The sequence below is a fragment of the Verminephrobacter aporrectodeae subsp. tuberculatae At4 genome, assembly GCF_000193225.1.
Lineage (GTDB): Bacteria > Pseudomonadota > Gammaproteobacteria > Burkholderiales > Burkholderiaceae_C > Acidovorax > Acidovorax aporrectodeae.
This window is the reverse complement of the sequence record NZ_AFAL01000958.1, coordinates 1-11,434: the sequence shown is the minus strand read 5'-3', so window position 1 is coordinate 11,434 and position 11,434 is coordinate 1. Positions and strand designations below refer to the sequence as shown.

Here is an 11,434-nt window from a genome sequence, read left to right as displayed (position 1 = left end):
AAGTCGCAACCGCGACAGATGCAGCGCGGCCGCAGCGCGCGCCCCCGGCCGACGGAGACGCTGCCGGGCGCGTGGCCCGTTTGCAGGACTTCGCGCCCACCGCGCCAGCGGGTTGCGCCCAAATGAACGCCGCCTGCCAATGCTATACCCCGCAGGCAAGGCCGTTTCCGGTTAGCGGATCGGTCTGCTTGCAGATCGTCAAACAGGGTTTCTCCATCGACCAAGAGTAGTAGTTGCACTGCGCCATTCGCCTGCTGCAATGGCAACAGTGAAGTGCTGGTGACCGGAGCCCTGCTCAATGCCGGCTCCCTGCTGCCAATCGCAGTCACCGGTCTGGCCTTGGCGTGGCTGGCAACAAGGCGGGCCCGTGCAGGGTGACCTGCCCCTACGCTGCAATCGGTTTTCAAAAAAAGATGGTCGGAGCGGCGGGATTCGAACTCGCGACCCTCTGCTCCCAAAGCAGATGCGCTACCAGGCTGCGCTACGCTCCGACGGTCGGCATTCTAACCCGGCCCTCCCCCCAGGAATCAGTCCATGGGGCGCATGGGTCTGAAAAAAACCCATGGCCAAGCAGCAGATGCATCAGCGGTTGCCCGACGGCCCGGGGCCACGGCCCGCCAGATGGCGGAAGGTGATGCGGCCCTTGGAGAGGTCGTAGGGCGACATCTCCAGCGACACCTTGTCCCCCGCCAGGATGCGGATATGGTGCTTGCGCATCTTGCCGCCGGTGTAGGCGATCAGTTGGTGACCGTTGTCCAGCGTGACGCGAAAGCGCGAGTCAGGCAAGACTTCCGTCACACAGCCTTGCATTTCAATGAGTTCCTCTTTGGCCATTTCTCTCTTTTCAAAACAAACTGTGATCGGCGCTGAACGCCTGGTACCCACCACGGCGCAACGGTGGCGTGGTCGGGGCTCGGCACACGGTGCATTGCGGGCGGTGGGAGTCGCTGCACCCGGGAGTGCAGACCAGGCGGGGGCCGTGGGAAACGGCTTCCTCGGGCTTCTTCTTCAATGGACAGACAAGCGCTGAGCAAAACTTGGCGATTGTACCGTGGTGTATCATGGCTTGCCTATCGGCCCATTCCAGCCGACCCTGGTCGAGGGCGCACCGCCCTTCGCGCTCTCCCGTCCAACCGCCAAAAAGAAACACAAGCATGGAACAGACACGGTGGTGGCTTGCGCTCCACATCCTGGGCTGCGTCATTTTCTTGGGCAATACCATCGTCACCTTCTTCTGGAAGCTGATGGCCGACCGCAGCCGCGACCCGAAGGTGCTGGCCTTCTCGCAGCGCCTGGTCACGCTCACCGACAAGGTATTCACCGCGGTCGGCGCCGCCCTGCTGGCCATCGGCGGCTACGTCCATGCCTGGCACCTCAAACTCAACACCCTTCAGACCCCCTGGATCTTCTGGGCCCAAGTCTGCTTCTACGCCTCGGCCACCATCTGGGTGGCGGTCCTCGTTCCCATCCAGCACAAGCAGGGCAAACTGGCCGAGGCCTTCGGCGTCAGCGGCGAGATCCCCGCCGCGTACTGGCGCCTGGCGAGTCGCTGGAACGCCATGGGCACGCTCGCCACCACCTTGCTCATCGTCGCCCTGCTGCTCATGGTCGTGAAATGAGCCGCCGCACCAGGAAGCCATCCCCATGACCACCCGCCGCCTCGTCATCAGCCGCAGCGCCGTCCTCGTGGGCGCCGCGTCCACGGGCCTGCTGCGGCCCTCCAGCGCACGCGCGCAAAGCGGCAGGGTCCGGGTGGGCCTGATGCTGCCGTATACCGGCACCTACGCCCAGTTGGGGGTGGCCATCGAAAACGGGGTGCGCATGGCCATCGACCAGCAAGGCGGCCTGCTTGGCGGGCGCGCGATCGAGTGGTTCAAGGTGGACGACGAATCCGAGCCCGGCAAGGGCGTGGAGAACGCGAGCAAACTCGTGCAGCGCGACAAGGTGGACGTGCTCATTGGCACCGTGCATTCGGGCGTGCAGATGGGCATTCAAAAGGTCGCACGCGACACTGGCGTGCTCAACCTGATCCCCAACGCCGGCGTGCATGCGGCGACCCGGGCCCTGTGCTGCGCGAATGTGTTTCGCACGTCGTTCAGCAACGCCCAGCCCACCCTGGCCTTGGGCAAGGCCATGGTGGACAGGGGCCACCGCAGGGCCGTCTGGATCACCTGGAAGTACGCCGCGGGCGACGAGGCCTTCGAAGGCTTCAAGCAGAGCTACACGGCCGCGGGTGGCAGCATCGTCAAGGAACTCGGTCTGCCCTTTCCGAACGTCGAATTCCAGGCCTTGCTGACCGAGATCGCTGCGCTCAAGCCCGACGCGGTCGCCTGCTTCTTTGCCGGCGGCGGCGCGGCCAAATTCATCCGCGACTACGTGGCTGCGGGCCTGAAGAACAAGATTGCGCTGTACGGCTCGGGTTTCCTCACCGAGGGGATGCTGGACGCCGCCGGCCCCGCGGCCGAAGGAATCATCACCACCATGCACTACAGCGACTCGCTGGACACGCCGCGCAACAAGCAGTTCCGGCTGGAGTACGCGAAAACCTTCCGCAGCCAGCCCGACGTGTACGCGGTGCAGGGCTACGACACCGGCCTGCTGCTGGTGCAAGGCGCGAACGCCGTCAAGGGCGACTTGTCGGCGAAACCGGCCCTGTACAAGGCGCTCGAGGCTGCCGTGATCGACAGCCCGCGCGGCAAGTGGCGCATGAGCCGCGCGCACAACCCGGTACAGGACATCTATCTGCGCCGGGTCGAGAACGGGGAAAACAAGGTGATTCGTGCTGGTGGTCATGGTCGCGCCACGCGGTCTGCTGGGCATGCTCGGCCAGCGCCATGGCTGAGGCACTGCTTCGCGCGCGCCAGCTGACCCGGCGCTTCGGCGGGCTGGCCGCCGTTGACGGCGTGTCCGTGGACCTGTGGCATGGCCGCATCCACGCCGTGATCGGCCCCAACGGCGCGGGCAAGTCCACACTGACCAACCTGCTCTCGGGCGAGCTGGCGCCCACGTCGGGCCAGGTGCATCTGGGCAGCACCGAGGTCACCGGATGGGCGCCCGAGCGCATCGCGCGCCAGGGCCTGGGGCGCAGCTACCAGAAGACGAATATCTTCTTGCCGCTCACGGTGCACGAGAACCTGCGCCTGGCAGCCCAGTCGCGCGCCGCGCAGCCGCCCTGCCACGGAAGGCCTGGCCCCGCTGATCGTCCGCGAAATCTGGCGCATCTGTAGCCTCATCAAGCACAGCGGCATGGGCAGCGTGATCGTGGACAAGAACTGGAAGCAGCTCACGCAGATCACCGAGCGCAACATCATCCTGCTCAAGGGGCGAATCGTTTTCGAGGGCAGTTCGGATACATTGCGCGCGCAGCCGGAGCTGCTGGAGCAATACTTGGGCGTATGAGACAAATGCGGACTTGTCCACACAGGAGAGATTGACAGTGGCGATCAACGAAACACCTTCCCTTCCCGCCGGTGACGGCTTGCTGCCCGTTGCAGGATGGATTGCCTGGGGCAAGAAGCCTCGCCACCCATCGCCGGGTCAGCCACCGGCGATCCATCCGCTGCTCGATCACCAGATCGACGTTGCCAGCGTGTTCGTCGCGCTGTGTGCAACGGCCGGTGTTCGCCGCGCCCTGGAGGCCGCAGCAGGCCGGCCGCTTCAAGCCACAGACGTGGAACGCCTCGGGGCCATCGCTTTCCTGCACGACATCGGGAAAGCCAATACGGGCTTTCAGGGATGCTATTGGGAGCATGCCGAGCGTCCGCGCTATTGGACGGTGCCGAAGAAGCCTGGTCACAGCGCGCAGGGATGGGCCCTGTTCACCCATTCCATGGCGGCTGCACCGAGGATCCGCGAAGGCTTGCCCCTGCTGCAAATGAACACATGGGGCGACACCTGGGCCTTGCTGCACGCCAGCATCAGCCACCATGGGCGCCCGGTCACCGACATTGCCTCCGAATCGATCTGGCAACCCGTGCACGATGGGCAGAACCTTATCTACGACCCCGCAGAGACTGTCGCAGCGATGGGACATTGCATGCAGCGGATTTTCCCGCGCGCATTCGCCGAGCACGCTCCCGAACTGCCGGACAAGCCCGAGTTCGTCCACCTGTTTGCCGGCCTGGTGCAGTTGGCCGATTGGTTGGGATCGGACACGCGCGAAGGCTTTCATCCGTACACCCGGCCAGGTGAAGACCGTTCGGCCACGGCGCCGGAACGCGCGCGGCATGCGCTGCGCGCCGTCGGCCTGGACGTCGGCGATTGCGCCGCGCGTGTCGCGGCGACCGGCTTTGACTTTGCACAGGCCTTCGACGTGCCGACCCCACGGCCGATGCAGCTTGCGCTGGCCGACGCGGGGCTTGGCCCGGTCGTCGTCCTGGAGGCCGAAACCGGCAGCGGCAAGACCGAGGCCGCACTGTGGCGCTTCCTGTCCCTGTGGCGCGCAGGACAGGTGGACGCGCTGTACTTTGCCCTGCCCACGCGCGTGGCCGCCACGCAGTTGTACGAGCGGGTGCTGGCCTTCGTACGGCGCGTCTGGCCGCGCGATCCGCCCGTGACCGTGCGCGCCCTGCCGGGCTACCCGGCGGCCGACGGGCAAACCGCCACCGCGCTGCCCGACTTCTGCGTGCTGTGGTCCGACGCACCCGGCGCCGACGAGGCCGAGCGCCGCTGGGCGGCAGAGTCGCCCAAGCGCTGCCTGGCCGCGACCATTGCCGTGGGCACCGTGGATCAGGCCCTGCTAAGCGCGCTGCAAACCAGGCACGCGCACCTGCGCCTGGCCATGCTGGCGCGCAGCCTGCTGGTGGTGGACGAGGTGCATGCCTCTGACGCCTACATGACGCGCCTGCTCGAACGCCTGCTGCGCACCCATGTGGCGTATGGCGGCCAGGCACTGCTGCTCTCGGCCACGCTGGGTGCGTCGGCGCGCTCGCGCTACCTGGCCATTGGCAGCGGCAGCAGCGGCGCCGCCACGCTGCCTTCCCTGGACTGCGCCCTGGCCAAGCCCTATCCGGCCATCGGCCACGGGTCCGCCGCGGGACCGGTCCTGCGGCCCGTGCAGGGCAATCCGCGGCACAAGCTCGTGCACTGGCAGACGCTGGACCTGATCGATGAGCCGCAGCGCATCGCCACGCTGGCAGTGCAGGCCTGCGCCGCGGGAGCGCGCGTGCTGGTGGTGCGCAACACCGTGCCCGCGGCGATCGCCACGCTGCGGGCCGTGGAAGCCTTGGCCGCGGAGCAGGGTCTGGACTGCCTGTTCAAGCTCGCCGGCACGAGCACGCTGCACCACAGCCGCTTCAGCCGCCAGGACCGGCCACTGCTCGACGCCGAGGTGCAGGCCCAGATCGGCAAGCGGCGCGCGCCGCGTGGCGGCCTGGTCGTCATCGGCACGCAGACGCTGGAGCAAAGCCTGGACATCGACGCCGACCTGCTCATCACCGACCTGTGCCCCATGGACGTTCTGCTGCAGCGCCTGGGTCGCCTGCACCGCCATGCGCGGCCCAGCGCCGACGCCCCCGGCGAGCAGCGCCCGGCTGGCTTCGAGGATCCACGCGCCTGGGTGCTCACCCCGCCGGGAGACGATCTTGCGCCGCTGCTCCAGCGCCAGCGCCATGGTCTGGGTCCTATCCGCATCCAGGGCGATTCCATGGCCGGGGTCTACGTGGACCTGCGCGTGCTCGAAGCCACGCGGCGCCTGGTCATGGCCGAGCCCACGCGCCACATCCCGGCGGACAACCGCATGCTGGTCGAACGGGCAACGCACCCCGAAGCGTTGACCGCGATCGCCGAGGAAATGGGCAAATCCTGGGAGAATTTCGGCAACAAGTATAAAGGCGCGCTCGAAGCCACCAAGACCATGGCCAACCTGCATGCGCTATCGGTGGAGCAAGCCTTGGAAGACATGCGGTTCCCGGATGAAGGCCGCATTGGCAGCCGCATCGGCGCGGCTGACCGCATCGTCAGCTTCGACCCGCCGGTACCCGGCCCGTTTGGCCAAGCGGTCGCGCAACTGGCCATCCGGCACCACCTGCTTGCCCACGCCTTGCCGACCGAGGCGCAGGTCGAAGACCTGAAGCTGCTGGACGAAGGCAAGGGTTTCAGCTTCCATTTGGGGACGGCACAATACAGTTACAGTCGCTTGGGTTTGGAGCGCATTGCAACCAACCCTGACGAATAACACCCAGATGACGCCGCATCACAGCCCCTCCCCCGGCCTGCGCTGGAACCTGCTGGACGACAGCCTGATCCGCTGGCGCTGCACGGCCCATGGCGACCTGCAGCGCAGCAGCCTGCCCGAACTGCTGGCCGCCATGGCGGCCGACAGGGTGCGCGACTTCCCGGCCCTGCGGCCCCACCAGCGCCACCCCTGGCACGCATTCCTCGCGCAACTGGGGGCCATTGCCCTGCATCGCGCCGGGCAGACGCAGCCCTGGACCGAAGCGCCCCCATGGCGCGCCGCACTGCTCGGGCTGACACCGGACGATGCAGACGGCGCCGCCTGGTGCCTGGTCGCACTTCCCGGGCGGCCAGCGCTGCTGCAGGCAGCCGTACCGGGTGAGCGGGTCACGGACTGGAAGAACGTGCTGCATGCTGCCGACGAGTTGGACATGCTGGTTACGTCAAAGAACCACGACCTCAAATCGGCGCGGGCCCGGGCCCGGCGCAGCGAGCCCGACGATTGGCTGTTCGCGCTGCTCAGCCTGCAAACGCAAGGGGGTTTCCTGGGAAGAAAGAACTACGGCATCTCACGCATGGACGGTGGCCTTGCCAATCGCCCTGGCGTGGGCGTGGTGCCGGCAGGAGAGGGCTGGGGAGCACGCTGGACGGCCGATCTGCAAACGCTGCTCATGAAGCGGACCGTCATTGCAGAGCAGCAGGAACTGATGGCCGAAGGTGGCCATGCGCTGCTGTGGCTGCTGCCCTGGTCGGGAACGGAGTCGCTCTCCATGCAAACGCTTGACCCCTTGTACATTGAGGTCTGCCAGCGTGTGCGGCTGGACGATGCAGGCGGTGTGCTGCTTGCCCGCAAAACTGTCAGCGAGGTGTCGCGCGTGGCCGGCAAGGAGCGCAATGGCCGCACAGGCGATCCCTGGACCCCGGTGAACAGAGCCAAAGGCAAGGCGCTGACGGTTCAGACAAGGGATGACTTCACATACGAGCTCATGACCAAACTGCTGACGGGCGGAGACTACGAGCATGGTGCGGCCTGGCGACTCGATGGCTGGCCCCGGGACGCGACGCTGCAAGTCCTTGTGCAGGTGATAGCGCGTGGAACGCGTGGCAAGGGAAGGACCGAGGGCTACCACGAGCGGCGCATTCCCATCTCGCCCAAACTGCGCCGAAGCCTCCTCGGCCTCGGACCGCAGCGCGTGGACGTTGCAACAATAGCCAAGCAGCGCATTGCTGTCATCTCCGAAATGCGCAAGCTGCTGCGGCATGCGCTGGTGACTCTGTTTGCGATCCGCAATTACAACGACAGCCCCAGCAACAATGACAAGGCGAAGGTGGATCATTTCACACAACCCTTCGAGGCGAACGAAGACTCCCGCTTCTTCGACGACTTGGCACAGGAGGCCGAAGCAGACGACGCCGACCGCCTGAAGCTGCGCCTATGCTGGTTGCGGGGTTTGGAGAAGCGTGCCGAACGCGTGCTGACCCAGTCCTTCAACGCCGGCCCGCGCAGCGGCATGCAGCGCTACAAGGCCCGCGCAGTCGCGCTCTGGCACGTGCGCGGCCTGCGGTCAAAGCTGCCGGATCTGGCCGACCACTACGCCCGGTCGCACCCCGGCGACACGGATCGGACACAACACCATGCATGATGAAAACCCCATCGACGCAGCCACTGCAAACAAAGCCGAGGCCACCAGGCAGCGCAGCAACCCCTACGCCGCGCTGGCAGCGCATATGCAGCGCGCCGGCTCCGGAGACCGCGCGGCGCTGGCGCGGCTCGACCCCGATGCCCTGCGCCCGCACGAGCTTGCGGCGCTATCCCGCGCGCTGCTGTCCACCGGCCTGCAGCCGGAAACCTGGCGTGCCGAGACCTGGCTGCGCTGGACACTCATTGTCCATGGCGTGGCACTGGCGGGGCATGACGGCGCCGGCCGTCTTGGCAAGCAGCTTGCCAATGCGGATGTGAGCGAGTCCCGCGTGACCCGGTTGCTCACGGCCAGAGGCGAGGCCTTTCGGCAGTTGCTGCCACGCATCCTGCGGCTATTGGCTTCCAGGGACGTGCGGCCGAACTGGCGCGAACTCGGCGACTTGGTTCTGAAGGAGGGCAGCAGCCAGCCCGGTGACGCAGAACGGGCCGAGCAGTTGCGCATGCACATTGCCTACTCGTACTTCGCGGCCCGGCAGCTCGAGCCGCGAATGCCTAATGATCCCCATGAATTTCTGGAAAATCCACCATGACACTGCCCCGCTTTCTCCAAATCCACACGCTGCACAACTACCCCGCCGCGCTGCTCAATCGTGACGACACGGGCTTGGCCAAGCGCCTGCCCTATGGGGACAAGATGCGCACGCGCATTTCCTCGCAGTGCCTCAAGCGCCACTGGCGCATGGCCGACGATGCCTTTGCGCTCAAACGCTTGGAAGTTCCCATGGCCGTGCGCTCGCGCAACACGCTGCGCCTGATCCGGGACCAGTTGGTCGCCGCCGGAGTGGCCGAGGCGCAGGCACAACAGGCAGCGGAGGGCCTGCGTGCAGCCGGCCTGCTGGACAAGGGCAAGGACCGCAAGGGCGAGGACGCGCTGGAGACGGGGCAAGCCGTGCTGCTCGGCTACGCCGAGATCAACTATCTGGTAGGGCGCTGCAAAACCCTGGCCGCCAAGCACAGCGACGAGAAGGCGCTCAAGGCAGCGATCGACGGCTTTCTCAAGGACGAGAAGAAGAACATTGAGGCGCTGCGCTTGGGCAGCGGCCTGGAGTCCGCACTGTTTGGCCGCATGGTCACTTCCGACGTGCTCGCCAGCCGCGACGCTGCGGTCTATGTAGCGCACTCCTTCACCGTGCACGAGGAGCAAGTCGAGAACGACTATTTCACCGTGGTCGACGACCTGCCGCGGGAAGCGGGCGAAACCGGTTCGGCCGGCATCTTCGACACCGAGCTGACCAGCGGTTTGTATTACGGCTATGTGGTCGTCGACGTCCCGCAGCTCGTGGCCAACCTGGAAGGTGTGAACGCCGGGGATTGGACCCGTGTCGCACCCGAGCAGCGCGCCCTGGCCGGCCGCGTGGTGCAACACCTGCTGCACCTCGTGGCCACCGTGAGCCCCGGCGCCAAGCGCGGCTCGACGGCCCCTTTCGAGTGGGCGAAATTCATGCTGCTCGAAGCCGGCGATTGGCAGCCGCGCAGTCTTGCCGGCGCGTTCCAGAACGCACTGCCACAGAACCAGCCGGCGTTGCGCAGGGCGGCCGTCGAGCGCATTGCCGACGAGATCGCGCAGTTGGACGCGGCCTACGGAGCGCCGCTCGCGCGGCGCTACCTCGCGGTGGACGCGGTGCAGGTTCCTGGCGCGCAGCGCTTGGCGCTCGGGGCGCTGGCCAATTGGGCGCAGAACGCCGTCACGCGCGCGGAGGCTTGACATGGCGCAGCATCTGATGCTGCGCCTGGCGTCGCCGCTGATCGCCTTTGGCGGCGAGAGCATTGACAACCAGGGGGTGATCCGGGACTTTCCGGCGCTGTCCATGCTCACCGGCCTGATCGCCAACGCACTGGGCTGGGACCGGGGCGACGACGCGCTGCACAACCGCTTGCAGCAACGGCTGCGCATGGGCACCGTGCTGGAGCCCATGGCACGATCCGCAGACACGGCGATGAGCACCCGCTTGGTGGACTTCCAGACGGCGGAACTCGGCGCTGCCGACACGGCCTGGACCACCTGGGGCCAACCCGAGGAACGGCGTGGCGGGCTGGGCTCCTACGCAGGGCCGCACCTGCGTTACCGCCACTACCATGCAGAAGTCACGGCCTGGGTCGCGCTGCAACTCGCACCCTGCGACGAGGCCCCGACGCTGGACGCCATCGCCTCCGCACTGGACCGCCCCATGCGCCCCCTGTTCATCGGCCGCAAGCCCTGTCTTCCCGCAGGACGCTTGGTCGCAGGCTGGCAGGAGGCCGAGCACGTGCTCGGTGCCCTGCAGGCCTGGTCACGGCATTTGCCGGCGAACGCGCAGGGCTGGCGCGCGCAGTGGCCGGACGGCCAGGGCGCATTGCCGAGCGACCGCCGCAGCGACCTGTGCGACGAGCGCAACTGGACCAGCGGCCTGCACGGCGGCTGGCGCCCGGTGCGCGAAGGCCGGCTGCGCGCGGAGGCGGCGGCATGAGCACGCCGTCCCTGCACCTGCTGCACACCCGGCCCGACGCGCGCCTGCTCGCGGCCTGGGTGGCGCGTCACCATGCGCGGCACGAGCGGCAAGCGTCCGACCTGGGCGACGCCCTGCACGGCCTGCTGCGCGCGGCCTTCGGCCAGGCAGCGCCGCAACCCTTTCGCTACCTCGACGAACACCAGGGCCTGCTGGCCTACACGCCGCTGGATGCCGACGCCATGCGTGCACAGGTGGCGCTGGCCGACCCGCTGGCGGCCCAGACGCTGGGCCTGGGCGCGAACGACCAGCACGCAGGCTACCGCCTGCGCCCGTTTCCCACACACTGGCCGGCGGGTCAGGTGCTGGGCTTCGAGGTGCGACTGCGGGCCACGGTGCGTGCGGCCAAGGGCGAGCGCGACGCCTTTTTGCACGCCGTGGAGCAAGCGCAGGGCGCGCCGCTGAACCGCCAGACCGTCTACGTGCAATGGCTGCGCGAGCACTTGGCGCCACGGGAGGGCGCGGCGCGCGAGCCCTGGCAGGGCGCGGTCGAACTGCTCGACGACGTGCACCTGGCTGGCTACCAGCGCCAGCAAATCGTGCGGCGCACGCAGGCGACGTCCGCTCAGGCGGCGCGGCATGGCCACGTGAGCGACGGACCGGATGCCCTCCTCAAAGGCCATCTGCGCGTACTGGACCCGGCGGCGTTTGCGCAATTGCTCGCGCGCGGCGTGGCCCGGCACCGTGCCTTTGGCTTTGGCATGCTGTTGCTGAGTCGGGCCACCTGAGGGCGGGCGCCATGCTCAAGGGACGGCTGGGGCTGGAGACGGCGCGCATCCCGCACGCGGACCGCCATGGCCTGCTGTGGCTGTCGCGCGGCGAATTGTGCGTGGTCGATGGCTGTCTGCACTTTCTGCGCGGGCGCAACAGCCTGACGCCGCTCATGGACCAGATCCCGCACCAAGCAGTGTCCACGATCCTTCTGGGGCCAGGCAGCAGCGTGACGCACGATGCGCTGCGCTTGCTCGCGCGCCACGGCACCCTGCTCGCAGCAGTGGGCGAGGACGGCGTGCGCAGTTACACCGCGCTGCCGCTGCTGCCGGACCGGTCGGACGTGGCGCGGCGCCAGGCC

Annotated in this window: 11 protein-coding genes, 1 tRNA gene and 2 pseudogenes; 12 read left to right on the top strand and 2 right to left on the bottom strand. The window is 67.5% G+C overall.

Annotated features, from left to right (window positions below):
• Positions 1-230, top strand: a pseudogene (locus tag VTU_RS35260) (hypothetical protein); the annotation flags it as partial.
• Positions 231-414: 184 nt separating this feature from the next.
• Here VTU_RS35260 and VTU_RS0123065 read toward each other — a convergent pair.
• Positions 415-491, bottom strand: a tRNA-Pro gene (locus tag VTU_RS0123065).
• A gap of 91 nt (positions 492-582) precedes the next feature.
• Entirely contained in the window at positions 583-834 is a 252-nt protein-coding gene (infA, locus tag VTU_RS0123060) for a translation initiation factor IF-1 (protein ID WP_010109771.1), read from the bottom strand.
• A 320-nt stretch (positions 835-1,154) separates the two neighbouring features.
• On the opposite strand from infA, the gene VTU_RS0123055 reads away from it, so the two are divergent.
• From VTU_RS0123055 to VTU_RS0123005, 11 genes and pseudogenes are all read left to right on the top strand, one after another.
• The gene (locus VTU_RS0123055) at positions 1,155-1,619 is read left to right on the top strand and encodes a DUF2269 family protein (RefSeq protein ID WP_010109770.1); all 465 of its coding nucleotides are present in this window, start codon (positions 1,155-1,157) and stop codon (positions 1,617-1,619) included.
• 25 nt (positions 1,620-1,644) lie between these two features.
• Positions 1,645-2,868, top strand: coding sequence for an ABC transporter substrate-binding protein (locus VTU_RS0123050; protein WP_010109768.1), 1,224 nt, complete (start codon positions 1,645-1,647; stop codon positions 2,866-2,868).
• Positions 2,835-3,173: pseudogene (locus VTU_RS30060) on the top strand (ATP-binding cassette domain-containing protein); the annotation flags it as partial. The gene VTU_RS0123050 and the pseudogene VTU_RS30060, both read left to right, overlap by 34 nt.
• A 73-nt stretch (positions 3,174-3,246) precedes the next feature.
• Positions 3,247-3,399 carry a hypothetical protein gene (locus tag VTU_RS32145; protein WP_010109764.1) on the top strand — a complete coding sequence of 51 codons (153 nt, stop codon included), beginning with the start codon at positions 3,247-3,249 and terminating at the stop codon, positions 3,397-3,399.
• Positions 3,400-3,436: 37 nt separating this feature from the next.
• Entirely contained in the window at positions 3,437-6,175 is a 2,739-nt protein-coding gene (locus tag VTU_RS0123035) for a CRISPR-associated helicase/endonuclease Cas3 (protein WP_010109762.1), read from the top strand.
• A 7-nt stretch (positions 6,176-6,182) separates the two neighbouring features.
• A complete protein-coding gene (locus VTU_RS0123030; RefSeq protein ID WP_010109760.1) occupies positions 6,183-7,817 on the top strand; it encodes a hypothetical protein in 1,635 nt (544 codons plus the stop codon).
• Entirely contained in the window at positions 7,810-8,406 is a 597-nt protein-coding gene (gene casB / locus VTU_RS30055) for a type I-E CRISPR-associated protein Cse2/CasB (protein WP_010109758.1), read from the top strand. The genes VTU_RS0123030 and casB overlap by 8 nt, the downstream gene beginning before the upstream one ends.
• Positions 8,403-9,581, top strand: a complete 1,179-nt coding sequence (cas7e, locus tag VTU_RS0123020; protein ID WP_010109756.1) for a type I-E CRISPR-associated protein Cas7/Cse4/CasC — start codon at positions 8,403-8,405, stop codon at positions 9,579-9,581. The genes casB and cas7e overlap by 4 nt, the downstream gene beginning before the upstream one ends.
• A 1-nt stretch (position 9,582) precedes the next feature.
• Positions 9,583-10,323 carry a type I-E CRISPR-associated protein Cas5/CasD gene (cas5e, locus tag VTU_RS0123015; RefSeq protein ID WP_010109754.1) on the top strand — a complete coding sequence of 247 codons (741 nt, stop codon included), beginning with the start codon at positions 9,583-9,585 and terminating at the stop codon, positions 10,321-10,323.
• The gene (locus VTU_RS0123010) at positions 10,320-11,090 is read left to right on the top strand and encodes a type I-E CRISPR-associated protein Cas6/Cse3/CasE (protein WP_010109752.1); all 771 of its coding nucleotides are present in this window, start codon (positions 10,320-10,322) and stop codon (positions 11,088-11,090) included. Before cas5e ends, VTU_RS0123010 begins: the two co-directional genes overlap by 4 nt.
• An 11-nt stretch (positions 11,091-11,101) precedes the next feature.
• Positions 11,102-11,434: CRISPR-associated protein Cas1 (locus VTU_RS0123005; protein ID WP_010109750.1), on the top strand; the 333-nt coding region annotated here is incomplete at its 3' end.

Excerpts from the sequence above, each read along its gene's own strand:
- infA (WP_010109771.1), bottom strand. The coding sequence starts at position 834 with ATGGCCAAAGAGGAACTCATTGAAATGCAAGGCTGTGTGACGGAAGTC.
- VTU_RS0123055 (WP_010109770.1), top strand. The coding sequence starts at position 1,155 with ATGGAACAGACACGGTGGTGGCTTGCGCTCCACATCCTGGGCTGCGTC.
- VTU_RS0123050 (WP_010109768.1), top strand. The coding sequence starts at position 1,645 with ATGACCACCCGCCGCCTCGTCATCAGCCGCAGCGCCGTCCTCGTGGGC.
- VTU_RS32145 (WP_010109764.1), top strand. The coding sequence starts at position 3,247 with ATGGGCAGCGTGATCGTGGACAAGAACTGGAAGCAGCTCACGCAGATC.
- VTU_RS0123030 (WP_010109760.1), top strand. The coding sequence starts at position 6,183 with ATGACGCCGCATCACAGCCCCTCCCCCGGCCTGCGCTGGAACCTGCTG.
- casB (WP_010109758.1), top strand. The coding sequence starts at position 7,810 with ATGCATGATGAAAACCCCATCGACGCAGCCACTGCAAACAAAGCCGAG.
- cas7e (WP_010109756.1), top strand. The coding sequence starts at position 8,403 with ATGACACTGCCCCGCTTTCTCCAAATCCACACGCTGCACAACTACCCC.
- cas5e (WP_010109754.1), top strand. The coding sequence starts at position 9,583 with ATGGCGCAGCATCTGATGCTGCGCCTGGCGTCGCCGCTGATCGCCTTT.
- VTU_RS0123010 (WP_010109752.1), top strand. The coding sequence starts at position 10,320 with ATGAGCACGCCGTCCCTGCACCTGCTGCACACCCGGCCCGACGCGCGC.